Consider the following 23911-nt stretch of genomic DNA (forward strand, 5'->3'; position numbering starts at 1 on the left):
GGGTCACGATCCGCAGTTGATCGTCTTGTAGTCGGCTGGCGCCTTCTCCCAGAATTCGTTGGTGAAGGCCTTCTCCAGCTCGATCGGCTGATCGATCAGCTTGGCTCCGAGCAGGATATTCTGCGCGACTTGATAGTTCTTCAGCTCGGACTTGCCGAACTCGCCGTGCAAGGTTGGCCCGGCACAGAACAACTCGCCCATCGCCTTGATCTGCTCGATCTGCTCCTCGAGTTTCAACTCGCTGTTGTACTTGACCACGATCTCGGCCGCCGCCTTGGGATCGGCGATCGCCTCCTTCCAGCCGCGCAAGGTAGCGTCCACCGCCGCCTGTACGGCCTTCGGATTCTCCTGGATCGTCTTTTCCGTCGTAAACAGGCCTCCGCTGATGATCGAGGCGTCGTCGGTCGGATCGAGGAAGACGAGATCTTCCTTCTTGTAGCCCTGGCGATAGACTTGCTGCAGCTCGTTGTAGATGGCGACCTGCATCACCTCGTAGTCCTTATTCAGCCAGCCGATGATGTCGTAGCCTTGGCTGACGATATTGACCGACGACTGGTCTATGCCGGCCTGATTCAGCATCGCCAGGAATTCCTGTTCGTCACCGCCGAACCAGAGGCCGACGCTGTGGCCGGGCATGTCCTTGACGGAGCTGATCCCGCTGTCCTTGCGGGCAATGTAAGTGGTGGCGCTGCGCTGACCGTGCTGGCTCACCATCACCAGCGGGGCGCCGTTGGCGCGTGCCGAGATGACCTGGTTCGGATGTCCGATGCCGAACGTGTCGGCACCGGTCGCAACCGTCACGGACGGCTTGATGTCGGGTCCGGCCGGTAGCAGCTGGATGTCGACGCCGGCCTCCTTGTAGTAGCCCTTCTCGAGCGCGAGGATTGGGCCCGCGAATTGGCCCTGCATCACCCATTCGAGACGGATCGTCTCAGCCGAGGCCAAGGACAGCCCCGCAACCAGCGCCGTTCCGGCAAGCAATGATTTCAACAATTCTTTCATGGTGTTGTTCCCCTTTTTTTATGTATCCAGCTCAACTCTGGTCGTGCATCGAGGTGTGCCAAGGCACCACGAGCCTCTCAATCAGAGCGATCAGCCCGAAGAACACGATCCCGATCAGAGCCGACATGACCATCGCGGCCCAGAGACGCGGCATGGCCAGCGTGCGGTACGAGGTCATGATGACGAAGCCGAGTCCTTTGTCGGCCTGTACGAACTCGGCAACGATCGCACCGATGACCGAGAAGGTGACGTTCAACTTCAAGCCCACGAAGACGTAGGGCAGCGCACTCGGCAGCCGCATCTTGAAGAAGCGCTGCGGACCCGTGGCGGCGGCGATGTGGAAGACGTCCATTACCGTGCGGTCGTAGGACTGCAGGCCCTTCATCATGTTCAGCGCTAGCGGGAAAAAGGACAGGAAGGTCGTCACCGCGATCTTCGAGCCGAGACCATGGCCGAACCAGATGATGATGATCGGCGCGACGGCGACCACCGGTATGGTGTTGGCGGCGATGATGTAGGGCAGGAAACCCCTCGCGATCACCGGAGAATAGGCAAACAGCGTGCCGAGAAGGGCGCCCAGCAGAGAGCCCAGGACAAAGCCGGCAATCGCCTCGAAAAGGGTAATACCGGAATGGGACAGCAGGGTATGTGGATTGTTCGCGAAGGCCAGCCAGATGTCAGCCGGCGCGGGTAGCACGTAGACTGGTATCTCGAATGCCCTGATCAGGGCCTGCCAAGCCACAACAACGACGACGAACGTAAGGGCTGGAGGCCAGATCTGATCGAACGCGCCGTTAGGCGCTATCAGCTTGCGCAGTGCGGTGGAGTCTGCAGCGCGAGCCGCGTCGAGGCTAGACATCGTGGTAGCCCTTTTCCAGTTCGCGGTTGCCGACCTTGACGAGCTGGTCGAAGCGTCCGTCATCACGGCTGCCGAGGCTGCGAGGCCGCGGGAGATCCACCTCTATGATGCGGGAAACCTTGCCTGGCCGCGGCGTCATTACGACGATGCTATCTGAGAGGAGCACCGCTTCCCGGATCGAATGCGTGACGAGCACGACCGTGATCCCTGTGATTTCGTGAATGCGCGCCAGCTCCATGTTCAGCCGGTCGCGGGTGATCTGGTCGAGCGCTCCGAAGGGTTCGTCGAGAAGCAGGATGCGTGGGTCGGTGGACAGCGCGCGCGCGATCGCAGCGCGCTGGCGCATGCCACCTGAGAGCTGGCGCGGCCAGGCACTGTGGAAGCCTTCCAGTCCGACCAGACGGATCAGTTCGTCGGCTTTGCGTTCCCTCTCGACCCGCCCGACGCCGCGCAGTTCAAGCGGCAGGGCGATGTTGTCGCGAATGTTCCTCCATTCGAGCAAGGCGGCCTCCTGGAAGACGAAACCGATCTCCCGGTTCAGCCGCGCCAGCCGCGGCACGCGTCCGCCGATCTCGACCGAACCGCCCGTCGGCGCAAGCAGGTCGCCGATGATGCGCAGCAGCGTGCTCTTGCCACATCCCGACGGCCCGATCAGCGACACGAAACTGCCTTCGTCGATGGCCAGATTGATGTCGCTCAGCGCTCGGACGGGCGTGTCGCCCTTGGCCCCGTAGACCAACGACAGCTCAGCGACCGACAAGAAGCTGCTCCTCTCAGCGGTGGCCGGCGCATCCTTCGCAAGTCCAGCGTCAACCATAACGCTGACCTCCTGCAAACCAGTCGTCGAACCGCTCCTGCGTGCGGACGACGACGCTGCCCTTTGTCATGTAGCTCTTCAGCGCGTCCCAGCCGTTCTCCTTGCCGTAACCGCTGGCTGCAAAACCACCCCAGATCGAACGCGGATCGTTCTTGTGATGATCGTTGATCCAGGTGACGCCCGCCCGTAGCTGCCCGGCAACGCGATGACCTCGCAAGACATCGCGTGTCCAGATCGAAGCGCCGAGTGCGAAGGGACTATCATTAGCGAGCGAGACCGCCTCATGCTCGTCGGCGAACGGCGTGACGCCCACCACCGGACCGAAGACCTCATCGCGGAACAGGCGCATCCCCGGAGAGACATCGGCGAATACGGTGGGCGGCACGAAAAAGCCGCCGCTCAGCTCATCGGCGAGCGTGGGCAGCTTCCCGCCAGCGACAAGGGGCGCGCCATCGGTCCGCGCTTCTTCAATAAAGCTCATGCAGCGATCGCGCGACGCCCCTGAGATCACCGGACCGACATCCGTCGCCATGTCGGCGGGATCACCGAGTCGTAACTGGCCGACACGCCGGGCGAACTCATCCAGGAAACGGTCGTAGACCGAACGCTGCACGAGGAAGCGCGCGCCGGAGACGCAGGTCTGCCCCGCCGCTACGAAGGCCGAAAATAGAGCTCCCGCCACCGCCTCGCCCTGTTCGGCATCCTCGAAGACGAGCACCGGCGTCTTGCCGCCGAGTTCCAGCGTGCACGGAACCAGCCGGTCGGCAGCAGCCGCCGCGACACGCCGGCCCGTTCCCGTCCCGCCGGTCAGGTCGATGCGCGCTACGTGCGGATTGGCGACCAGCGCCGCCCCCGCCTCTGCAGCTCCCGTAACGACGTTGACTACGCCAGCGGGAATGCCTGCTTCAACGGCCCATTCGGCTATGATCAGCGGCGAGACGGGCGCTAGCTCCGAGGGCTTGATCACCACGGTGTTCCCGGCAGCTAGGGCCGCCGCCAGCTTCTTGACCAGTATGAGGACAGGGTGGTTCCACGGAGTCAGCAGGGCACAGACACCATAGGGCCTGTACTGAGTGTAGGTGAGGAAACCTCCCTTCACGCGATTGGCCTCGCCTTCGAGGCCCAGAACGATGCCCGCGAAGTATTCCAGCCACTCGGGAATGCGGGTCATCTGGGCACGCATCTCGCGGATCGGTCGCCCAGTGATGCGCGACTCGAGCGCGGCCAGCTCCTGAATGCGCGATGCTATGATGTCTGCTAGCCGCCGAAGGAGGCGCGCCCGCTCGGCGCCGTCCGTCGCCGCCCAACCAGGCAACGCTTCAGCCGCCCCCCTACAGGCACGGTCCACGTCCTCGGCTGTCGCATCGGCGACGGTTTCGATCACTTTCCCTGTGGCCGGGCTGAGCACATCCCGGCGGCCGCCCGAGCCATCGCGCCAGGCACCTCCAACGTGGAGCGGAAAATTCTGAGCAGCTCCTAGAGATAGGGACGCGACGAACGCCATTCACCTCGACCTCAACCAGCGCCTTTCGGCGTGACAAATACAGGGATTGCACGTCATTATGATCTTCGTCATAATCTATGCATGCATCGTGTATACACGGCACGCTAGCCATTTTGCCGAAGGCTGGCAAGCCTAAAAAGATGCCGATCTCAGGAGTGAAGAGCCATGAAGACCGGAGCGATCGCCGCACAGATTGCCGGCCCCCGAGCGGATAGCTCGCGCAAGAAGGCCGGCTCGCTTGGCCGCGACGTCGGGGCGGACCTTGAGACCCAGATCGTCGAAGGACGACTCGCCCCCGGCGAGAAGCTCGATGAAATCGCGCTAAGCAACCAGTACTCCGTCTCGCGCACGCCGATCCGCGAGGCCTTGCGGGCGCTGGCTGCCAAGGGGCTGGTCGATTTCCAGCCGAGGATCGGCGCGATCGTGGCGCAGCCGACGGTGGGCGAGGTCATGGACTTGTTCGAGGTGGTGGCCGAAATGGAAGGTGTTGCGGCGCGGTTGGCATGTGAGCGCATGAACGCCGATGACAGAGCGCTGCTGTCTGCCGCTCATCAGGCCTGCCAGGAAACGGCTTCGTCCTTCGACCCGGACGCCTACTACAAGACCAACGGCGATTTTCATTCCGCCGTCCACAAGGCCGCCCATAACGCGATTCTGCTCGAGCAGATCGAGCATCTCAACAAGCGCCTGTCGCCTTATCGCCGCTTCATCACGCTCCGCCCGGGGCGGACTGAGGCTGCGTTGCGGGAGCATGAGGCAGTGTTCGAGGCACTAATCGCGCGTGATGGGGCCGCGGCATCGCAGGCGATGCGAAACCATGTGCGCGTGTTGGCGGAGGATTCGCTGGCACTATCACGCAGCTTGCGCTTCTAGCAGCATCGCTCGGCCCACCCGCCAACGGGGCGCTGTCGTTTCAAGTCAGCTTGCTTGGAACATCTGTGAGTTGGCCGCGAAAAGATTGCAACTCGGCTTCTGAAATCCCGGCAAGTTCCTCCCGTGCAGGGTAGCTGCACGCAGCGCCATGCGTCGCCGGGGACACCGTACGCCGGATCATCGGCGACACCGAAAGCGGAACGAAACCGGCAAGCAGGACGACCAATTGCCACCGGGCCCACGCACGTTAAAGCAAACGAGCATATGCCATACGTTTAGCGGCTCTTACGCTACCGGCCAGGATCTGTCGCCGCTCTGTCAAGGCAGCGGCACCTCAGGATCGACAAGCCCTTCGCCGCGCAGGTCCGACCAGAAATCGGCCGAGATCGCTGTACTGAAATGGGCGATGTTCTGCTGCACCTCCGCCGGCGTCACGGCGCCAAATATCACGGAGCAGACCTCGGGCGCAGCCAGCGGGAACTGTAGTGCCGCCGCCGCGAGCGCCACGCCATGCGCCGCAGCCACAGCCGCCAGCCTGCGCACCCGCTCGACGATTTCGGCCGGCGCGGCACTGTATTCGTATTTTGCCCCCTCGATAATACCGGTGGCGAGGATTCCGGAATTGAAGGCGCCGCCAACGACGACCGAAGCGCCGCGTTTGCCGGCAGCGCGAATCTCGTCGGAGTAGATCGCATGTTCGAGCAGCGTATAGCGCGAGGCGACGAGGAAGACGTCTAGATCCGCCGCCTCGAGGAAACGCCGGATCATGCCGCGCTCGTTGATCCCAGCCCCGATGGCCTTGACCTCGCCTGTGCGCTTAAGCTCGTCGAGCGCGCGGTAGCCGCCGCCCTGATCCAGTTCGCGCAGCTTTTCGTCGAGCGCCTCGGGTGTACGGAAATAGCCGCTGTCGAGATCATGGATATAGAGCGCATCGACCTGGTTGATACCGAGGCGTTGGAGACTGTCTTCATAAGAGCGCATCACGGCATCATAGGTGAAGATATGATGAGGTTCGAAGGCAAGCGGAGCCTGCCATGTCGGGGGCACGAACCCCGCGCGATCGCGCGGTGCGCGCAGCACACGGCCGACCTTCGTGGTGAGCGCGTAATCACCGCGCGGGCGATCATGGAGCGCGCGCCCCGTGCGGTGCTCTGCCTGGCCGAGCCCGTACCAGGGCGCAGTGTCATAGAGGCGCAGGCCCGTGTCCCAGGCCGCCTGATAGGTGGCGCGGGCCTCAGCCTCGCCGATGGCGGCATAGACGCCTCCCAGCGGGCAGGTGCCAAGGCCCAGAACCGGAATCTGAAGATCGGTCTTTCCGACCGGGCGGCGGTCTTGCGGCGTCATCTCAGGCTTCCTTCAAAAGATCGGCGGTTCTTATCAGCTGACCTGAGGATGCCGAACGATATGCGGCCTCGGCGAGCGCATAGGTTTTCAGACTGTCGCGGGCCGAGGTTTCGAATTCCCTGCCCTGACGCAGGGCATCGATAAAATGCTGCTGCGTACGCGGCACCGAATCCTGTATCTGCGTCCAGGGCGCCGAGGTCCAGGCCCGCCCATCGTCATGGATCACTTCGTCGCGCTGTCCGTTGGCGGTATGAATGCGCAGGATCTGGCCCTCTAGGATCTGCACCGTGCCGAGCCTGCCCTCGATCTCCCCGAGCGTCTGCGGGAAGGGATTGGGATTCTTGTGGGCGGCATAACTGACATCCACCACTGAGACGGCGTCATTGTCGTGACGCAAGAGCATCGTAGCAGCATCCTCGCCCGCCAGGCCTTCCCTGACCGACTGGCTGAAGCAACTTACCGAATGCGCGTCGCCCAGGAGGAAGCGCGCCAAGTCGAGCATGTGGATGCCGACATCCATGATCATGAAGCGCTGGGTCTTCAGTAGGTAAGGCTGGTTCGTATAGACGTCGATGTCGTTGCGCCAGCTCAGCCGGCCAAAGGTCACCTCGCCGATCTGACGGGAATCGAGGATCTCTCGGAGCCGGCGAAAGATCTTCTGGAAGCGGAAATTTTCGTGCAGCGTGACCGGCAGACCGGCCTTGCGCGCTTTCGCCTCGATGCGAAGGCAGGTGACGATGTCGGGGGCGAAGGGCTTTTGCACGATCACCGGCACGCCGGCTTCGACAGCGAGGCCCACGAGCGCTTCATGCGTCTCCATCGTGGTACAGATGTCAACGAAATCGAAGGGCCCGAGTTCAGCACTGACGCATCGTCATACCATTCCGCGATGCCGAACTCCTTCGCCGCCGCCTCGGCACGGTCCAGATCGCGATCACAGATCGCGGCGATTTCCGCGCCCTCGACCTCGGTCCATGCGTGAAGATGGTTACGCGAGAAAAAGCCGGCACCGATCAAAAGACCCTTGAGCGGACGGCTCATCGCTTTGCCTCTTGTTCTTCGAGATGCAGCACGGCGTAGGCGTCGAGCGCGCCGGGCAAAGTCTGTGCGCCGGCCCAGCCATTGTCCGCGAGGCTCGCGGCATCGAGGAGCAAGACCTCCGGCACGGCCAGACCCGTGGCGGGAAGAGCCAGCGCCTCGGACGTCAGATTGGCGAGCAGCGCGTGGCGCCTGCCGCCCTTGCGCCAGATTAGCCGCGCGATCCCGCCCTCGGTCCGGGCCTCCATCACCTCGCCGCCCGCAGCGCGGGCCAGGATGCGTGCCACATGGTAGAGCGGATAAAGCGCGCCCTCAGGCTGGTCGTCCCAGAAGGGACGCGCGTAGTCCTGACGGGTCGAGATCAGGCCGAAAGCCCCGGCCGGGCCGCCAAAGGCAAAGCGCACCGGCGCGAAAGGTGCGATCCGGGTCAGATAGCCAATGGTCCAGGCCGCCGCGAACAGTCCGCGCTGGCGCGGGTCGCGCGCAGCCATCCCCTCACGGGCCTCGGGATCATTGACCGAAGGACCTGGGCCATAGGGGTTGATCCGCGCGCCGATCCCTGTGGGGCCGATGAGAAGCGGTAGACCACCAGCCAGTGCCTGCGCCGATGAGAGGATATGCGGCAGGGATTGCAGCGACTCCATCACCGAGGCGTCATCGGCGGCATGGACCACCGGTGTGGTGGCGAAACTCAAGCCTTGCCAGAGCGCCGGATCGGGGCGCTTGCGGTTGAATTCCGTGAAGAAGGCGGGCGAACCGCCGATTCGGTCCGCTGCTTGGAAATGTCTTGCCAGGCTGGCGGAGACGGCGGCCTCCGACGGGTGTGGCGGCCGCGCCTCGCCAGGTTGGAAGCTCTGCTCGTCGATCTTTGCGAAAGCGCCTATGCGAGCGGGGAAGATGCCCGCCGCCTCGAACCGTGCAGCCAACGCGGCGAGTTCAGCCTCGGCAGCCGCATCCGTGGCTCCGGCGAGGATGGCCTGAACTTCGAGTTTCGCTCCGGTCAGGGCGATCAGTTCCGCAAGCGGCGACAGATCCGCGTCGGGGGCTTCCAGCCATCCGTCGTGCCGCAGGAGTATCCAACTGGGCGCCAGCGCGCCAAGGGCCTCTGGCCAGGCGAGCGCCACCCTGGTATCCGCCAGCCGGTCGATCGGCAGCGCATAATCCGGCAAAAGCTGGCCTGCGGTCTTCGGCACCGTGACAGCGGAAACCACCGGACCTTCGCTCCCTTGATCAGTCAGCGTGATCGTCACCGCCTGAGCGACCGGAGCGTCGGGCCCAAGCTTGTAGGGATAGGGCAGGCCGATCGGCCGGCTATAAGTCTTGAACGAGGCATCGGACCAGTTGCGATGATCCTCCATCTCGAAAACATCGCCCTCGAACCGGGTCTCGACCGTCAGGCCTGGTACCGGGCTATGGGTGATCGCGCGTATATCCTTGACCGGCTGGCCGGGCGAGATTTGCGCCGGGATCACGAGGTCGCGCTGTGGCGCGGACGCGTGGTCCACCGTGACTTCGGTCCCCGCAAACCCATCCAGCGGATGCAGGACCACGAAGCCGGTGCGATTGGTGTCGAACGCCGCCTCGGCGCGAATATCGGCTTCGGCCCTGAGCCTGCCAGAAGCCTCGCCGCTCAGGCGGATACCCACCCGGACGCCCTGCCCGGGAACGCCGTAATGCGCCTCATAGGCGACGGAAAAGCTCGTGGCGTCCTCGCCGATCTCGAGCCCGGTGATCACCGGCGCGGGCGTGCCCCAGCCAGGGGTGCGGACAAGGAACATCAACGCGCGCAGGATCTCGACCCCGTTGAAGCGTATCCAGTGCAGGGCGCCGGCATCGAAGGTCGCCTCCAGTCTGCCGGCCTGCAGCAGGCGGGTCGGGCTTTCGCCACGGGGGGTTCCGGTCAGAAGGACGGCACGGCTCATCGGCTTCGCCTCTTGATGAAATGGTCGAAAGCGACCGCTGCCACGATAATCAGACCGACCAGGATCTGCTGGGTATAGGGTGAGACATTGAGGATCACGAGACCGTTGAGCAGAACGCCGGTCAGAAGCGCGCCGATCACCGTGCCTGCCACGCCGCCGGTACCGCCATAAAGACTGGTGCCGCCGATCACCACCGCCGCGATGGCGGTCAGCTCATAGCCGGTGCCGGCCACCGACTCGGCCGAGTTCAGCCGCGATGCGAGGACGAAGCCGCCCAACCCGGAGCAGAAGCCGATCAGCCCGTAGACCAGCACGGTTACCCCGCTGACATTGATCCCCGAAAGCCGTGCCGCATCCGGGTTCGAGCCAACTGCATAGACCGCGCGTCCGAAGCGGGTCTGAGTGAGGACCAGCCAGGCCGTAACCGCGACGGCGGCAAAGATCAGGACCGGCACCGGCACCGGGCCGATCATGCCGCGTCCCCACCAGCCGAAAGCCTCGTCGAAGCCCGAGATCGGCCCGCCATTGCCGATCGTCAGCGCGATGCCGCGAAAGACGGTCATACCGCCCAAAGTCACAATGAAAGCCGGAACCGAGAGCCAGGCGACCGCCATCCCCTGCAAAAGCCCCGCGAGCGTGCCCGCGAGGATCGCCGCCAGAGCCGCCAGCCCCCAGTGGAGGCCACTCCCGTCGAAGGAAAGCGCCAGCCAGCCGTCAGTGCCGCCATGGGCGATCACGGCAGCGAAAAGCCCCGTCATGGCGACCAGCGAACCCACGGAAAGATCGATGCCCCGGATCAGAATTACGAAGGTCATCCCGACCGCTATGATCCCGTAGATCGAGACCTGCCGCAGGATGTTGAACAGATTAAGCGGCATCAGGAAGCGCGGCTGAAGGCCCGCGAAGATGATCACGAGGATCGCGAGGAAGATCAGCGGCGCGAGCTTGCCCATCAGGGCGAAGATCCGGGCGCGGGTCAGATTGTCTGCGGGGCTGGCGCTCATGGCGGCGGTTCCTTGGATTACTGGCGCGTCAGTCGTGCCGGGTCATATGCGCCATGAGACCCTCGGCCGTGGCCGCTGCGGCAGGCTGATGCGAAGTGGTCTCGCCCTCGCGCAGGGTGACGATCCGATCCGAGAGGCTCATCACCTCGGGCAGATCCGATGAGATCAGGAGTACGGCAACCCCTTGCGAGGCGATGTCGCGGATCAGCGAGTGGACATCCTCCTTCGCGCCCACGTCGATGCCCCTCGTCGGCTCGTCGATGATCAGCAATTTCGGCTTCAGCGCGATCCAGCGCGCGAGCACCACCTTCTGCTGATTGCCGCCTGAAAGCGTCGTGATGGCGGCGCGCGGGCCGGAGGCGCGGATGCCCAGCCGGTTGACGAAAATGTCCAGAAGCCGCGCCTCGCCACGCTTGTCGTTAAAGCCAAGCGGGCCTGCGGGTACGGCGCCGGTCAGGGCAAAATTTTCAGAGACCGACCGGTCGGGCAGGATCGAGAGGCCCTTACGATCCTCGGGCAAATATCCGACTCCGGCCTTCATCGCCGCCGCCGGGGACGTGACGCGGAGGGGCTGTCCCTCCAACCGGACGTCTCCCGCGCCGATCGGATCGAGGCCGAAGATCATCCGGGCAGTCTCTGTCCTGCCCGCTCCGACGATACCGGCAAGGCCAAGGATCTCGCCCGCATGGACGGTAAAACTCACGTCGCGGACACGCTGGCCGCCGCGGATCGGAGGGCGCGAAGCCAGGTTTCTCACCTCCAGTACCGCGGCGCCGGGCGTGCGAACCGCGCCACGATCGCCGATGGCGACCTCGCGGCCTGCCATGTCACGGATCAGCGATCGAATATCGGTCTCGGCGACGCGGCCCGAAGACACTGCCTTACCGTCACGCAGGACGGTATAGGTCGAGCAGAAGGCGCGGATCTCATCCAGCCGATGGCTGACGTAGAGCACCGCCACTCCTTCAGAGGAAAGCTGCGCGATGATCTCGCCCAGATGAGCCACCTCATTGGGCGAGAGCGAAGCGGTCGGCTCGTCCATGATGACGACCCGCGATTTGCGGGTGAGCGCGCGTGCGATCTCGACCATCTGCTGTTGCGCAACGGAAAGGCTTGCCACTGGCACCCGGACGTCGATGGAAAGGCCAAGCCGTGCCAGCGCCTTTCGGGCGGCCTCGCGAATGCGCTTCCAGTCGACAAGACCAAGCGCATTTAGCGGCAGATGGCCGGCAAAGATCGCCTCGGCCACCGAGAGATCGGGAAAAAGCGAAAGCTCCTGGCGGATCACACTGATCCCGACATGGTCGGCGTCGATCGGGCGATGGAAGCGCACCGGCATCCCGTCGAGCCGCAATTCCCCGCCGTCGGGCTGATGCACGCCCGAAAGCAGATTGATCATCGTGGACTTGCCCGCTCCGTTCTCACCCAGGAGCGCGCGAACCTCGCGTGGAGCGAGCGTCAGCGATATGCCGTCCAGCACGGTGACGCCGAAGAAGCGCTTCACCAGTTTGCGTGCTTCCAGCACGGGTTGGGCAGGCGGCAGATCGCCGGGGCCGCTCGCGCGCCCCGGCTCCTGTCGGCTCTTCCCTGGAAGGGAGGCCGGGAGGTTCATTTTCCGATCAACCCAACCCGCTCGGCCTGATCGAGATTGTCGGTGGTGATCGCAACCGGTGAGACGAGGATTTCGTTGGTTTGAGGCTTTGTGCCTTCGCGGATGAAGGAGACAAGCGTGTTGATCGCGGTGCGGCCCTGCCGGCCGGGGAACTGGTCGACGGTCGCGGCCAGATCGCCGGATTTCACCGCTTTCAGGGCACCTTCCGAGCCGTCGTAGCCATAGATCGCGACCTTGCCCTTCAGGCCGCGGGCTTCGACCGCCTGAGCCGCGCCGAGCGCCATGTCGTCATTGGCGGCGATAATTACCTGCGGCGCCTGGGTAAGGCCGGTCAAGATGTTCTCGGTAACCTCAAGCCCCTTGTCGCGTGAGAAATTGCCTGCCTGCTCGGCAACGAAAGCATATTTCTTGCCCGCCGCGTCGAGCACCTTGTGCGCGCCACCATTGCGGTCGTTCGCGGTCTTGTCGCCCGGAATGCCCTGCAGGTTCACGATGGTCGCGCCGTCGGGGAAGGCCTTGACCACCGCTTCACCCTGAGCCTCGGCTCCTTTAAAATTGTCGGCCGCGACATTCGCCAGCACTTCCGGCACGCCATTGACCGGACGGTCGATAGTGACCACGGGTATGCCGGCGTCGATCGCCTGCTTCACGACCCCGGCCAGCGCATCGGCCTCGACCGGCGCGAGGATTATGCCATCGACACCCTGAACGATGGCGGCTTCGATATCGGCGATCTGCTTCGGAGCCGAGAGCTGGCCGTCGGCGACCACAATGTTCACGCCGCCAAGCTTTTTGGCCTCGTCCTTGAGCTCGTCGGTCAGAAAGACAAAATGCGGGAAGGCAAACGTCAGAGGCGAGACAAGGATGGTCACCTTAGCGTCCTTGCCCTTGGGCGCGGCGACCGCCGGCAGGCCCAGAACACCGATCAAGGCTGCGGCCGAGGCCGCCAGAAGGAACGAACGTTTCAACATGATTGGGATTTCCCGTTGCGTTAAACTGTATGCAGTTTGTTCAATCGGGCATGTCAAAAACAGCGCACAATATTTTTTCTTTGAGAGCTGCGCGGGAAAATCGTTCCTTCATTTTCGATCCCTGAGATGCAACAATTCCCTTAAATTGCAAGAATAAGCTCCACAGGCGGCGCCTCTTCACCGGGATGCCCCATGGCCCCACACCCGAATGGCATCGCGCGCTCCGCAATGCAGCACGGGAAAAGAGTGTGCACACCCTGTAGACTGTAGTCGAGAAATGCCTCTTATCGCCCAGCGTCGCGGCGGCCTACGGCCGCCCGGCAGGCCAGAAGGAAATGTGACATGTCCAGCTATCTTTCAGATCTCTTCGCGCTTGGCGGGAAGACCGCGCTGCTGGCCGGTGGCGCCGGGGCCATCGGCTCAGCCATTGCCGATGGCTTCGCGCGCGCTGAGGCGACCGTGATCGTTCATGACCTCGCGCAGGAGCGGCTAGACCGGCTTGCACGGGATTTCGCGGCGAAGGGGCTCGAAATCATCGCCCTTCAGGCCGACCTCGGCACGGCGGACGCGGCAGAGAAGCTTGTCGCTCGCGCGAAGGAGATCACCGGCCGCATCGATATCCTGGTGAATCTTCAGGGTACGAACCGCCGCAAGCCGATCACCCAGGTCACACCCGAGGATTTCGACGTGATGACCGCGGTCAATCTGCGCTCGGTCTATTTCCTGTCGCAGGCGGTCCATCCGGTGATGAAGGCGCAGGGCGGCGGCAAGATCCTACATTTCAGTTCGCTCTCGGCCAATTTCTCCTTCGATACGATATCGGTCTATGCTGCGACCAAGGCTGCGGTCACGTCGCTGACGCGCTCTCAGGCGCACGAATGGGCAGATGACAATATCCAGGTAAACTCGATCGAGCCCGGCTTCGTACAGACGGAGTTCACCAGGCCGCTCTGGGACGACGAATACCGCGCCGATTGGTTCGCCAATTTCATCCCGCAAGGTCGGCTGGCGAAGCCTGAGGACTTGGTGAGCACCGCGCTCTATCTGGTTGCTCCGGCCACGCGCTACATCACAGGTCAGAACGTGGTGATCGATGGCGGCGTGCTGGCCGGCGCAAGTTGGATCGAAGCCCCGCGCCGCCCCAGCATCGAGCGTTGAGGCCGGAACCATGAGCGACTGGCTGATCGAGACTCATGAACTGGCCGCCCTGCTGGCGGCCGAGCCAAATGCCGACCGGGTGGTGCTTGATTGCTCCTGGTATGTGCCCGATGCCGGCCGGGATGCCCGCGAGGACTTCCGCGCCGGCCATATCCCCGGCGCGCGTTTCGTCGATCTGAGCGATATCTCGGATCCCGACTCGCCCTACGTCAACATGTTGCCCTCGGCGGAGATTTTCGCCCGGGTGATCGGCGGTCTCGGCATAAGCGGAGAAACCGAGGTGATCGTCTATGACGCGGGCTATGTTTCGGCTCGGATATGGTGGATGTTCCGCACCTTCGGTCATGACCAGGTGAAGATCCTCAACGGCGGCTGGCGCAAATGGCTGGCCGAAAGGCGCCCGGTCGAGACGGGTGATTTCGCCACCAGCACGCCCCGCAACTTCCCGGCCCGGCTGATCGAAGGGCGGGTCGCGCGCATCGAGGATGTGAGGCAGGTGATAGGCCATGGCGGCGCATCGATAATTGACGCGCGCACCGCGGCGCGGTTCGACGGGCACGAAGCCTCAGGCTATCCCGGAGTCGCCTCGGGCTATATGCCGGGTTCAATCAACACGCCCTGGGCCCTGTTCTACGAGCCGGCCCCTTCGCATCGTTTCGTCAGCCCCGAGCGCGCAAAGCAGATTTTCGCCGAACGCGGCGTCGATCTTTCCGGCGCGGTGATCACCACCTGCGGCTCCGGGGTCACGGCATCGATCCTCGGCTTCATGCTCGAGGCGATCGGCCATTCCGACTGGCGGCTTTACGACGGCTCCTGGCATGAATGGGGTCAGCAGCCGGATACCCCCAAGCTGACCAAGCCGTTGTAATCCGCCTCCCGCTGCCGCACAGCTTGGTCATTTTTAGATAATAACGGGATACAGTTTTGTATATCAGCGCCTAATGGTGTTTAAGGCCGTTCGCGCAAGCTCCAGGCTTTATAGCCTTCGATTGCAGCGAGATCGGCCGCTATCCAGTGGTTTTCACACCGTCTTTTCCGCTGAAAGAACTTCGAAGCGGAAACTGCCGGCAACCCCACGAATCCAACTTCTGCATACAGTAAAATTGACGTGAGCAGCAGCCAAAGCTAGGATCCCGGCAAACATCTCCAATAGGCAACTCGATGCCCAATACTCGCTCCATCAGCGACGATCCAGATCCCGGACAAGTGGAAAGCGCGCCCGGGGTAAGGATGGTCGACGCCTACGAGCGGATCCGGTCCGCGATCCTCAAGGGCACCCTGCCTCCGGGTGGTCGCGTCTCGCAGGTCAAGATCGCCGACGGGCTCGGCCTGAGCCGCACCCCCGTCCGCGAAGCCCTTCGGCTGATCGAGAAAGAGGGGCTGATAACCTCGGAACGCGGGCGCCAGGTGGTGATCTCGCAAACCTCCATGGCCGATCTCGACGAGCTTTATGCCTTGCGCATCAAGCTCGACACCACAACCGTGCGCGCAACCGTGCCGGATCTGACGGACGAAGAAATTGCCAGGATGCGGGAGTGTCTCGTGGCGATGGATGAGAGCAGTTCGCCCGACCTGTTCGCGGAGTTCGACGCGGCGCATCAGCAGTTCCACATGATTCCGATTCGCCTCGCGGGGCCTCGTCACGCCCACTATTCGATGCAGCTCAACGAACATGCTGAGCGCTATCGCCGGATCTATTTGGCGCAGCCGAGTTCGTACCAGCAATCGCGCGAGGAGCACCGGGCGATCATGGACGCCTGCGCGGCGCGTGACGGTGAAGCGGTTGCCGCCCTTCTGGCGGAACATTACGCCCGTATCGCGCTGACCATCATCGCGCAGATCGACCCTGCTTTCGAGCCCCGCCAGCTCCGCTCGGCGGTGCGGGGCGCCCGCCACAATCGCGACACCGAGGAACGGAAGCTTGCATCCGAACGCCGCCTCGCCAACGAGCCCTGGCGACGGTAGTCTCGATCGCGAGCGCCGGCGATGCCGCATGGGCCGAGCGGCATTAAGATCAATGTTCCGCTGGGCCGAGTCGGCCCCACCGCTGAGGTCGCTGAAGCCATAACCTTGCTGCTTTTCCGACAGGGCCTGTCACCTGTACTCCAATGGCTGTCCCGTGGCCGCTGAAGACCGATCCGATCACTCAGGAGGAATGCAATGCCTGTCACCGTCAATCACACCGGGATCACCGTCAGGGATCTCGACCGCGCCGAAGCGATCTTCCGCGACCTGTTCGGCTTCGAAACCTATTCGCGCGCGCCCCGCGATCCGGCGATCATCTCGGCGGTGACCGGCGTGCCCGGCACGAGGGTCGAGATTATATATATGCGCAACGGGGCGACCAATATCGAGCTTCTATGCTATTCCGGTCCCGATGGCCGACAGGATTACCGCCCGCGCCCAGTCGATCTGGGCTCGCTGCATATGGCGATGAACGTCACCGAGATGGACGAGATGCTTGAAAAGGCCCGCGCCTGGCCGATGGAACAGGTTGGAGAGGTGATCGAGATCGACCAGGGGCCGAACACCGGATCGCGCATCGTCTACTTCCGTACCCCCGAAGAGGGCCTGATCATCGAGATGATCGAAAAAAAGGCTCCTTGAACCATCCCACCGATCAACCTTGTGCCGTAGCGGATTCCTGTACCCGGACCTCCTTCATAAGCGCCCGCAATTCGGCTGGAGGAGCTACACAGAAAGTTCGATAAGCTTCCAGGAACTCCAGCCAAACCGGATGCCCTGTGGATAACTTGGCTCCACGAGCTTCCTTCAATGCCGCAGCTGCGGTTGCTTCTGCAAGTAAATCAAAGGGTTGTCTAAAGGCCGCACGAATCTCACCTCGGTGCCATTCGTGCTTACCCTGATGCAGCCTCCCGTTCCATTGAAATAGCCCCGGGAAGAGCCGGTTGCGCAAGGTGGTATGTACCGTACTGACCGGCACCGGCTTACCATTCTGGGTTTATGAGCCGATCGGCGTGCGCCGCTTTCGCGACCGCCTGGAGCGAATACTGACCCGTCGCATAGCGCTCGAACAGCTTGATAATGACCGGTGCCCGCATAGGATCGGGCTCGATAACTTTCTTGCCGTCCTTGAAGTGACGTCGATGTAGCCGGGCGGCGCCTTGGTCGGCGGGCTCGAGATAATCCGCACGCTGAATGATTTGGGCATCGAGACAAAGCACCCGATCGAGGCGTCGTGTCCTGGACCAATGAAGAAGGTGTGCGATTTCAACCTCCCATGTTGGGCGCAGGGGCGTTTGCCGGAATTCACGATCCAGACTGGGTTTCGAACCAGACCGACACGGATGGCGTCACGTTCGGTGCGGAACTCGCGCGCATCGGCTATGCAGGCTCGGACTGGCATAGCCCGACAGACGTCGACTCATATTTTGAGCTGCACATCGAGCAAGGGCCGGTCCTGGAAGAAGAAGGGCTTCACGTCGGTATCGTGACGGGTGGCTTCACCTCGTTCGGCGCTGAGGTTGAGTTTCGCGGCGAGAACGCCCATGCGGGCACGACTCTCCCGCAAGGACGCCCTGGTTGGCGCAGGCGTGCTGATCACGAAGGTCAATGAGATCGGCTGGGCGTTCGAGCCGAAGGGGCGCGCAACCTGCGCCCGCCTGGCCATTTTCGCCCAATCGATATGGGATCATAGCTGATCGAACAGTGGTCACGATCGACGTACGCCATCCAGAGGCAAGCGACGCCGAGCAGATGTACCGCCAAGTGATCGATGCTGTCGCAATCGCAGCGAAGCAGGCCAATGTCGAGGGTTCGGTGATTAAGGAATGGATGTTCGGCGGCCTCACTTTTGATGCCGAGCTCGTCAACCTCGTGCGCACCGTGGCTGCCGAGAAGTCGGCAGCATTCACGTTGTTCTGAGTGTTGGCGTATTGCTAGATCTTCGGCGCAATGTCCTCTGAGGAAGGCACGACGGCTGTGTCCTTCTGTTAGCTCCAAAAAAAACGGTCGTTCTTCAAATCCACTTCGAGGCGACAGCCTGCCGTGCCGCGCAACACTCGGCGCCCCACAACGGGATCCTGCGTCGGAGTCGGTCCTCGCTATGTCAGGCGACACGTTCGACGATGCCGCCATAGGTTTGCGCGTCGAAAGCCGGCAAGACGAGGGGGTCGACATGACCGTCGCGTCGTGCAGTGAGCACGTATTGCATCATTGCCTCGTTGTCCGGCATTTCAAAAACCTGACGAAGTCGTAGGGGCCGAGCGTCGCGTAGAAGGCGATCGACCAACCACCGAGAGCGGCGACGCGCTCCTCACTGAGTTTCCTGCGGGCTACGCTCCCCGACAGTTCAGCCAGCCCTTTGGCAGTGAGTTTCATCAAAGACACATATTTTTGCGGCGCCGGACTATCAGTCATCTCGCTTGCCTCGCCTTGAGCCGCGCGAGCCCGTCGATGACGGATCGCGAATCGCTCAGCGCACCGAATATTCCATTCTCGACGGTGACCATGTGGAGCGCCGCTTCATGGGCCAATTGATCTCCGCTGGCACACGCGTCCGAGATCGTCAGGCACTGGAAGTTCCGGTCGCACGCCTCCCTGAGCGTCGTATGGACGCACACATCCGTCGTGCAGCCGGAAAACAGCAGATGCGTGATGCCCTGCGCTCTGAGAACATGTTCGAAGTCGGTGTAGGTGAATGCGCTGTTGCAGGTCTTGTCGACTATGATGTCGTCCGCCGCGACGTCGATTTCGGGAACGATCTGGAATCCGGGGCTGGAACGCAGGAGCACGGTGGTTCCAGCGAGTCCCGCTCTCGTGCGGCGCCATTTTTCATACGGCGTCATATCGGCGAGGTCCCCCCGGTAGCCTTGCCGGGTGTGAATAACGCGGATACCCGCTGCCCTGCAGGCTGCGATCAGGCGGTTCACCGTTGGGAGTATCGCCCGCAATGGCGAAGGATCGTAGCCGCCGCGGGCGAAATAACCCGTCGGAGAAAGGAAATCCTCCTGCAGGTCGATCACGATCAGCGCCGTGGCCGCCGGGATCAGATTGCCGTCATAGGGGAAATCGAACGGTTTTGCCGAAATCATGGCCCATCCTCCACATCCGGTGTGTTGTAGCCGCGGTCACAGTTCGACAAAAACGATTTATCCTGTACGAAATCGTTCCACCAAACTCATGCATCGGTCGCCTGCGCGACCAGCACAGCGAGGCAGTATCGCCGGGTATGGCACGGTCTTTGGCGTTTCTACCATATCTGCGCGTTTTCGAGGCGGTTGCCCGCCTGGGAACGCTGAAGGCTGCGGCGGAAGAATTGCACCTCAGCCCGAGTGCAATCTCCCTGCAACTGCGCAAGCTCAGCGAATGCACGGGTATCCAGCTTTTCGAGAAAGCCGGGCGTAACGTCGAACTCACTTTGGCCGGCCGCGATTTCTCGCAGTCGGTCTCGCACAATCTGAGACAGCTTTCGGCAGCCGCGCGTGCCGCCAAAAAGTCCGGAGAGGACGGACGCACCGTGTCACTTGGCGTGTCCCTGCCCACAGCGTTGGGAACCGCCTGGGCGACCAGAGCAGTCGTCGAGTTCGCCGAAACCAAGGGCATTGCCAACCTGATCATCAACGAGGCGATCATGCACGATCAGGTCGCCTGGGAAAACAACGATGTGGCCATCGTTTACGACAATCCTCCGTTTAAGGGTCGAGCATGGCAGCTCCTGAGCGAAGTCAAATTGCAGCCAGTATGTTCGCCGACGCTGTTTCCGCGGCTGGACCTGCACCATCGTGACCGAGCGGTGAGCGGCATACCCCTGCTCCATGAAGACAGCGGGGACGAATGGGCGAAATGGGCGGCGGCTGCGCGTGTCAGCCTGCAGGGTAGCCTGAGAGTCAAGGTTCCTTCGGTTGCACATACGGTTGCGTCGGCGGTTCAGGGGAAGGGCATCGCGCTGGTTTCCGATGTCCTGACCCGGGACCACCTGGGCCACGGGCAGCTTATTCAACCATTCCCGACCGCCATCAACGCGTCCCGGGCGTATTATCTGGTCTGGGCGGTTGATCGGGCCGATGACCAACTGCTGCAATCGCTGGTGGCTCGACTGCTCGACCTTATCAAGGTCGAGAGAACCAGGTGAACCAACCTCGACATTGGCGGCGACGTTCGCGTCACTCCAAATCCCATAGGTTCCGTCAAACGATCAGCACCTTCAAACAGTCCGGCCGAACGAGGCGCGAAAGGCGGCAAGCTCCGCGTGGCTTGCAATGCCTCCGGCAGGACCGCGTATAGTGACTGCGCGAGCGGAGGCTGCGACTGCCAGTTCCAGGGCGGCGTCCATGGCTCCACCCTGACCGAGCACATGCACCAGCGCGCCGCCGAACGTGTCTCCTGCTCCGGTCACGTCTTCGACCGGAACGGCATAACCTGCAACGTCATATCGCTTCTTGCCGTCGAAGGCTTCGGCGCCGTTGGCGGCGCGTGTCCGGATGACCGCCCCGACGGCGTTCTCTTCCATCCAGCGGCCAAGGCCTTCGACCGGGCGGTCACCAAAGGCCGTCGCGTAGCCGACCTGGTTGAGGATAAGGACCTCTGCGCCGCGCAGATAGGGCAGATCGGCAGCGCCGAGGCCGCCGACATCGAGGTCAAACACCGGGCGCCGGCCGTGTGCACGAAGGTCCTGCAGCAGATCCGCCTGGGCCAGAGCGCCGTGACGCAGGCGCCGGGAGCGATAAAGGGTCGTGTAGAGATATCCCGGTTGCCGCAGTTCTCCGATCAGCTCTTGCGACAGTTCCATGGGCTGGAATCCCAGGTCGACCGTCAGCACGACATGCTCGCCCTCGGCGAGGAAAATGAGGTTGCGCGATTCCGCAATACCGACATGACGCAGCATGTGCCGCACCGAAACCCCGCGCGTCTCGAGTTCGGCGATCAGCCGCTCCGAGATCTGACTGAAGTTGAGCAGGGAAACGAACTCCGTCGGCGACCCGAGCCCGGCATGGACGGAGGCCGCATTGGCTATGCTGCCGCCGACGTAAGTCCCCAGCAGATCGACGAAGCCCTTGTCCGCCAGGCCCGGCCAGCGATCCGAGACATAATATTCGTCGAGGGAAACGTCGCCGATGAAGAACGCCGGCGCGAGCGTCATGGGGCGGGCTCCGCCACTACCGGAATCGGCCCGCCCGTGACGTCCTGCCATTCGGTCCCGGTGCCTACGGTCGCCATCCAGTAATATGTGGTCGGGCCGTAAAGTCCGCGACAGGCGTCATGCCATGTGCCGGGCTTCATGACCGCCACTGTGCCAGGCGGGATCGAGAAGGCGCGCAGGGCGTCCGCGTCGGGCCTGACCTCCGATCCCGCCGACGCGACCACCAGCACGATCGGTGCTTCCGCGCAGAACAAGGCCTCCTCGGTGTTCGGATGACGCTCCATCTGCTTGACCTCGAAGGGAGTGCCACCGGAACGGGTCATGCCGAGGCTTGCGTTGGTCGATAGCAGCGGATCGTGCGTGTAGGCATCCGACCAACCCGGCCCGTCGGTCCGGACGATGCCCACGTCGGGCATGTCCGACCCCGCCATGGCAAAAACCCTGCCGAACGGCGCGAAGGCGGTGGCGCTGATGGGCTCGACGCGGATCATCGACTGCCCTCCGCGCGGACCTTCCGCACCTCTTCCATCAGTTCGCGGACATGTCCGATATCGACGATGCCCGTATCCTTGTAGCTCTCCTTGAAATATGAGCCGACGATCGCTCCGTCGGCGATCCGCATCTGGTCGGCCGCAGTGGCCGCCGTCATGCCCGCGCCGACGATCAGCGGATAGTCGGGCCCCACCACGGAGCGGAAACGCAGGATCTTGCCGTTGTCCGTGCCCTGCCCCGTCGCCTCGCCGGTGACGACGAGTGCATCGGCGCGCGCCGCGCCCAGGCGAATGTCCTCCTCGTCGCTGCGTCCGGACTTCACCGGCTGATATTTGAACCTCACCCCGCCGAACAGCAGGGCATCGGTTTTCGCGCGGCGCTCGGCCAGTTCGGCCGCATAGTCTGCGTCCTCGTCCGGCGGCAGGTGGCCGCAGACGGAATCGATCTGCAGGAAGGAGACCTTGAACCGGCCGACAAAGTCGAAGCCGAGGCGGAAATCGCGCAGCAGGTTCAGCCCGACCACGATCCCCGGTGCGTTTTTCTCGAAAGCCTCGAGCACCCGGCGCGCGTCGTCCGGATCGCCGAAATAGTTTTCCACGACGATCGCATCCACGCCGCCGGCGACCATGTCGCCGGTCTCAGCGAGCGCGCGCGCCAGCCGCTCCTGCGGCGTTGCGCCGCCGAGGTGCAGCATCCCGAGCACCGGCTTGCCGCGCGGAAAGAGTTTCTCGAGCTTCGATCGCATGCTTCCTCCAAACCGATGCAAAGGACTGACTTGGCGCCGGCCCCTGCCCTGTTCTCAAACCCGCGAGATGGCGAGGCCCGGGTTGAGCAGATAGGCGGGCAGCCAGCCTGCAAGGTTGCTGAAGGGCAGCACCTCAGGCTTCACGCGGATGCCGAGGTCGTTTGCCATGAAAGCGCGGCGCGCCTCGATCCGGCCCCATGCTTCGGGGAACCGCTCTGCGAATTCCGCCCGTCCCCGTTCGTCCAGAAGCGCGATGCCGTCCTCGATGTTGGTGGTGAAATAGGCGTTACCCGGCGCCGGGATCATGTCGATCTGGATCGCCTGGTTCGACCGAAGGGTCTCGGTGCTGCCCGGACGGATCGGAGAATGCATCCATTCGTCGATATGGATCAAATGGCCGGGATTGAGCGCCAGCTTGAAGAAGTCGTTATCCAGCCGCGCGCGCATCCTGGCGTCGATCTCGCCGCCGGTGACGCCGATGCCGACGGTCTCATACCATTCGGCGGCCGCCTCCCAGTAGCACGCGACGAAGGCGTCGGCATAGTCGCGGGCTGCCGCGGGCAGTTCATCGACGCTCTCGACCACATATCCCGCGCGCGCCGTCAGCGTACCCTGATAGCCGAAGGCGGTCGTGAACTTCGTGCCCCGCTCGATCTCCGTGTCGCTCGGGCTCCCGAGGCCGAAGCGCGCGCGTTCGCCGGTGGACAGCATCGGGTGGCAGGAAAGCGGATAGCCGAGCGGCCGCATCAGGCTTGCCGCCTCGAACTCGGTCATGCCCGGCTTCAGCCCGAAGATCACGCGCTTCACCGATTCCGAGCCATGGGTTGCGAGGAATTCGAAACGCGCCAGCTCCTCGATTTCGATCTCAGCACGCAGCCCGTCTACCGGGTTCATGAATATGCCGGTCGCGTTTGTCACCGGTCCGATGGCGGCGAGCATGGCCGCGATATAAGCAGGAAGGTCCACAGCCTGGACCGCATCGGCGATCTCGTTGGTCAGGAAATACTTCCAGCCCACCGCGCCGATCCTATGGCCTCTTTCCAGCCCCGCTTTCGCGAGCAGATCAGGCAGCGCGACCGCCTTGGTGCGGTCCTGCCCCAAAAGACCAAACCCCGGCCAGAGCAGGGAGCACGCCCCGAGCGGAGTGACGGCTGCGAGACCGACATTCTCGGGTCCCGTGATGATCACGGGATCCTTCCCACGTACGGCGACCAGCAATGCTTCCTCAAAACGTGGATCGAATCCCGTCATCCAGGAGATGTTGGCGCAATGCTCGCGATCGGCGTAGACCACGGCCGCGTCGAAACCCTTGGCGGCCAACCGGTCCATGAAGCGCGCAAAGCGAGCTTGATAGGTCGCTGCCGCAATTTTCGGGATAAGACGCGGAACTCCGAAATCGGGGAGCGCGATCGGCTTGAGGCTGGCGGTACCAGTCACGGGCATTCTTCCTTCTTCATGTTGCGGGCGG

General features: G+C 63.1%; 27 protein-coding genes. 9 read left to right on the forward strand and 18 right to left on the reverse strand.

Features of this window, described 5'->3' with window-relative positions; genetic code table 11:
• Nucleotides 1-3 precede the first annotated feature (3 nt).
• The 4 genes from SAZ10_RS15795 to SAZ10_RS15810 are packed head-to-tail and all read right to left on the reverse strand — an operon-like array spanning nucleotide 4 to nucleotide 4182.
• Entirely contained in the window at nucleotides 4-1002 is a 999-nt protein-coding gene (locus SAZ10_RS15795) for an ABC transporter substrate-binding protein (RefSeq protein WP_318610261.1), read from the reverse strand.
• Between the two features lie 31 nt (nucleotides 1003-1033).
• Nucleotides 1034-1861, reverse strand: a complete 828-nt coding sequence (locus tag SAZ10_RS15800) for an ABC transporter permease (protein WP_318610263.1) — start codon at nucleotides 1859-1861, stop codon at nucleotides 1034-1036.
• Nucleotides 1854-2678 (reverse strand): ABC transporter ATP-binding protein, encoded by an 825-nt coding sequence (locus SAZ10_RS15805; RefSeq protein ID WP_318610265.1) that lies wholly within the window; start codon nucleotides 2676-2678, stop codon nucleotides 1854-1856. The genes SAZ10_RS15800 and SAZ10_RS15805 overlap by 8 nt, the downstream gene beginning before the upstream one ends.
• Nucleotides 2671-4182 carry an aldehyde dehydrogenase family protein gene (locus SAZ10_RS15810; protein ID WP_318610266.1) on the reverse strand — a complete coding sequence of 504 codons (1512 nt, stop codon included), beginning with the start codon at nucleotides 4180-4182 and terminating at the stop codon, nucleotides 2671-2673. Before SAZ10_RS15810 ends, SAZ10_RS15805 begins: the two co-directional genes overlap by 8 nt.
• Nucleotides 4183-4347: 165 nt before the next feature.
• Between SAZ10_RS15810 and SAZ10_RS15815 the strand changes: the two genes are divergently transcribed.
• Nucleotides 4348-5055 (forward strand): GntR family transcriptional regulator, encoded by a 708-nt coding sequence (locus tag SAZ10_RS15815; protein WP_318610268.1) that lies wholly within the window; start codon nucleotides 4348-4350, stop codon nucleotides 5053-5055.
• Nucleotides 5056-5373: 318 nt separating this feature from the next.
• Here the strand turns inward: SAZ10_RS15815 and SAZ10_RS15820 are convergent, their stop codons facing one another.
• The 7 genes from SAZ10_RS15820 to SAZ10_RS15850 are packed head-to-tail and all read right to left on the reverse strand — an operon-like array spanning nucleotide 5374 to nucleotide 12946.
• Nucleotides 5374-6399: an aldo/keto reductase gene (locus SAZ10_RS15820; RefSeq protein WP_318610269.1), complete on the reverse strand. Its 1026-nt coding sequence runs from the start codon at nucleotides 6397-6399 to the stop codon at nucleotides 5374-5376.
• A 1-nt stretch (nucleotide 6400) separates the two neighbouring features.
• Complete coding sequence (locus tag SAZ10_RS15825; protein ID WP_318610270.1) at nucleotides 6401-7198, reverse strand: Gfo/Idh/MocA family oxidoreductase; 798 nt, start codon at nucleotides 7196-7198, stop codon at nucleotides 6401-6403.
• Entirely contained in the window at nucleotides 7165-7440 is a 276-nt protein-coding gene (locus SAZ10_RS15830) for a Gfo/Idh/MocA family oxidoreductase (RefSeq protein ID WP_318610271.1), read from the reverse strand. The genes SAZ10_RS15825 and SAZ10_RS15830 overlap by 34 nt, the downstream gene beginning before the upstream one ends.
• On the reverse strand, nucleotides 7437-9359 hold the full coding sequence (locus SAZ10_RS15835) for a hypothetical protein (RefSeq protein WP_318610273.1): 1923 nt from the start codon (nucleotides 9357-9359) through the stop codon (nucleotides 7437-7439). The genes SAZ10_RS15830 and SAZ10_RS15835 overlap by 4 nt, the downstream gene beginning before the upstream one ends.
• Nucleotides 9356-10363 (reverse strand): ABC transporter permease, encoded by a 1008-nt coding sequence (locus tag SAZ10_RS15840; RefSeq protein ID WP_318610274.1) that lies wholly within the window; start codon nucleotides 10361-10363, stop codon nucleotides 9356-9358. The genes SAZ10_RS15835 and SAZ10_RS15840 overlap by 4 nt, the downstream gene beginning before the upstream one ends.
• A gap of 28 nt (nucleotides 10364-10391) precedes the next feature.
• Nucleotides 10392-11975 (reverse strand): sugar ABC transporter ATP-binding protein, encoded by a 1584-nt coding sequence (locus SAZ10_RS15845; protein WP_318610275.1) that lies wholly within the window; start codon nucleotides 11973-11975, stop codon nucleotides 10392-10394.
• A complete protein-coding gene (locus tag SAZ10_RS15850; protein WP_318610276.1) occupies nucleotides 11972-12946 on the reverse strand; it encodes a substrate-binding domain-containing protein in 975 nt (324 codons plus the stop codon). The genes SAZ10_RS15845 and SAZ10_RS15850 overlap by 4 nt, the downstream gene beginning before the upstream one ends.
• Nucleotides 12947-13288: 342 nt before the next feature.
• Between SAZ10_RS15850 and SAZ10_RS15855 the strand changes: the two genes are divergently transcribed.
• The 7 genes from SAZ10_RS15855 to SAZ10_RS15885 all read left to right on the forward strand — a co-directional run bounded on the left by SAZ10_RS15855 (nucleotide 13289) and on the right by SAZ10_RS15885 (nucleotide 17989).
• Nucleotides 13289-14104: an SDR family NAD(P)-dependent oxidoreductase gene (locus tag SAZ10_RS15855; protein ID WP_318610277.1), complete on the forward strand. Its 816-nt coding sequence runs from the start codon at nucleotides 13289-13291 to the stop codon at nucleotides 14102-14104.
• A gap of 10 nt (nucleotides 14105-14114) precedes the next feature.
• The gene (locus SAZ10_RS15860; RefSeq protein ID WP_318610279.1) at nucleotides 14115-14972 is read left to right on the forward strand and encodes a sulfurtransferase; all 858 of its coding nucleotides are present in this window, start codon (nucleotides 14115-14117) and stop codon (nucleotides 14970-14972) included.
• A 362-nt stretch (nucleotides 14973-15334) separates the two neighbouring features.
• A complete protein-coding gene (locus SAZ10_RS15865; RefSeq protein ID WP_318610280.1) occupies nucleotides 15335-16069 on the forward strand; it encodes a GntR family transcriptional regulator in 735 nt (244 codons plus the stop codon).
• 195 nt (nucleotides 16070-16264) lie between these two features.
• The gene (locus SAZ10_RS15870) at nucleotides 16265-16711 is read left to right on the forward strand and encodes a VOC family protein (protein ID WP_318610281.1); all 447 of its coding nucleotides are present in this window, start codon (nucleotides 16265-16267) and stop codon (nucleotides 16709-16711) included.
• A 302-nt stretch (nucleotides 16712-17013) separates the two neighbouring features.
• Nucleotides 17014-17217 (forward strand): hypothetical protein, encoded by a 204-nt coding sequence (locus SAZ10_RS15875; protein WP_318610282.1) that lies wholly within the window; start codon nucleotides 17014-17016, stop codon nucleotides 17215-17217.
• An 86-nt stretch (nucleotides 17218-17303) separates the two neighbouring features.
• The gene (locus SAZ10_RS15880) at nucleotides 17304-17681 is read left to right on the forward strand and encodes a M20/M25/M40 family metallo-hydrolase (protein WP_318610284.1); all 378 of its coding nucleotides are present in this window, start codon (nucleotides 17304-17306) and stop codon (nucleotides 17679-17681) included.
• A gap of 92 nt (nucleotides 17682-17773) precedes the next feature.
• The gene (locus SAZ10_RS15885; protein WP_318610286.1) at nucleotides 17774-17989 is read left to right on the forward strand and encodes a hypothetical protein; all 216 of its coding nucleotides are present in this window, start codon (nucleotides 17774-17776) and stop codon (nucleotides 17987-17989) included.
• A 184-nt stretch (nucleotides 17990-18173) separates the two neighbouring features.
• Here the strand turns inward: SAZ10_RS15885 and SAZ10_RS15890 are convergent, their stop codons facing one another.
• From SAZ10_RS15890 to SAZ10_RS15895, 3 genes are read right to left on the reverse strand one after another with little or no spacing between them, the layout of a single operon-like run.
• On the reverse strand, nucleotides 18174-18299 hold the full coding sequence (locus SAZ10_RS15890) for a hypothetical protein (RefSeq protein WP_318610288.1): 126 nt from the start codon (nucleotides 18297-18299) through the stop codon (nucleotides 18174-18176).
• Nucleotides 18278-18484, reverse strand: a complete 207-nt coding sequence (locus SAZ10_RS33615; RefSeq protein WP_412535228.1) for a GYD domain-containing protein — start codon at nucleotides 18482-18484, stop codon at nucleotides 18278-18280. Before SAZ10_RS33615 ends, SAZ10_RS15890 begins: the two co-directional genes overlap by 22 nt.
• Entirely contained in the window at nucleotides 18481-19158 is a 678-nt protein-coding gene (locus SAZ10_RS15895; RefSeq protein ID WP_318610290.1) for an isochorismatase family cysteine hydrolase, read from the reverse strand. The genes SAZ10_RS33615 and SAZ10_RS15895 overlap by 4 nt, the downstream gene beginning before the upstream one ends.
• Nucleotides 19159-19307: 149 nt before the next feature.
• Between SAZ10_RS15895 and SAZ10_RS15900 the strand changes: the two genes are divergently transcribed.
• Complete coding sequence (locus tag SAZ10_RS15900) at nucleotides 19308-20198, forward strand: LysR family transcriptional regulator (protein ID WP_318610292.1); 891 nt, start codon at nucleotides 19308-19310, stop codon at nucleotides 20196-20198.
• 72 nt (nucleotides 20199-20270) lie between these two features.
• Here SAZ10_RS15900 and SAZ10_RS15905 read toward each other — a convergent pair whose 3' ends face one another.
• The 4 genes from SAZ10_RS15905 to SAZ10_RS15920 are packed head-to-tail and all read right to left on the reverse strand — an operon-like array spanning nucleotide 20271 to nucleotide 23886.
• Nucleotides 20271-21206 (reverse strand): carbohydrate kinase family protein, encoded by a 936-nt coding sequence (locus SAZ10_RS15905; protein WP_318610294.1) that lies wholly within the window; start codon nucleotides 21204-21206, stop codon nucleotides 20271-20273.
• Nucleotides 21203-21697 carry an ureidoglycolate lyase gene (locus SAZ10_RS15910; RefSeq protein ID WP_318610296.1) on the reverse strand — a complete coding sequence of 165 codons (495 nt, stop codon included), beginning with the start codon at nucleotides 21695-21697 and terminating at the stop codon, nucleotides 21203-21205. The genes SAZ10_RS15905 and SAZ10_RS15910 overlap by 4 nt, the downstream gene beginning before the upstream one ends.
• Nucleotides 21694-22443 carry a BtpA/SgcQ family protein gene (locus tag SAZ10_RS15915; protein ID WP_318610297.1) on the reverse strand — a complete coding sequence of 250 codons (750 nt, stop codon included), beginning with the start codon at nucleotides 22441-22443 and terminating at the stop codon, nucleotides 21694-21696. Before SAZ10_RS15915 ends, SAZ10_RS15910 begins: the two co-directional genes overlap by 4 nt.
• 54 nt (nucleotides 22444-22497) lie before the next feature.
• Complete coding sequence (locus SAZ10_RS15920) at nucleotides 22498-23886, reverse strand: M24 family metallopeptidase (RefSeq protein ID WP_318610298.1); 1389 nt, start codon at nucleotides 23884-23886, stop codon at nucleotides 22498-22500.
• Between the last annotated feature and the right edge of the window lie 25 nt (nucleotides 23887-23911).

The sequence above is a fragment of the Mesorhizobium sp. BAC0120 genome (assembly GCF_033542235.1).
In the GTDB taxonomy this organism is placed as follows: Bacteria; Pseudomonadota; Alphaproteobacteria; order Rhizobiales; family Rhizobiaceae; genus JAWRCU01.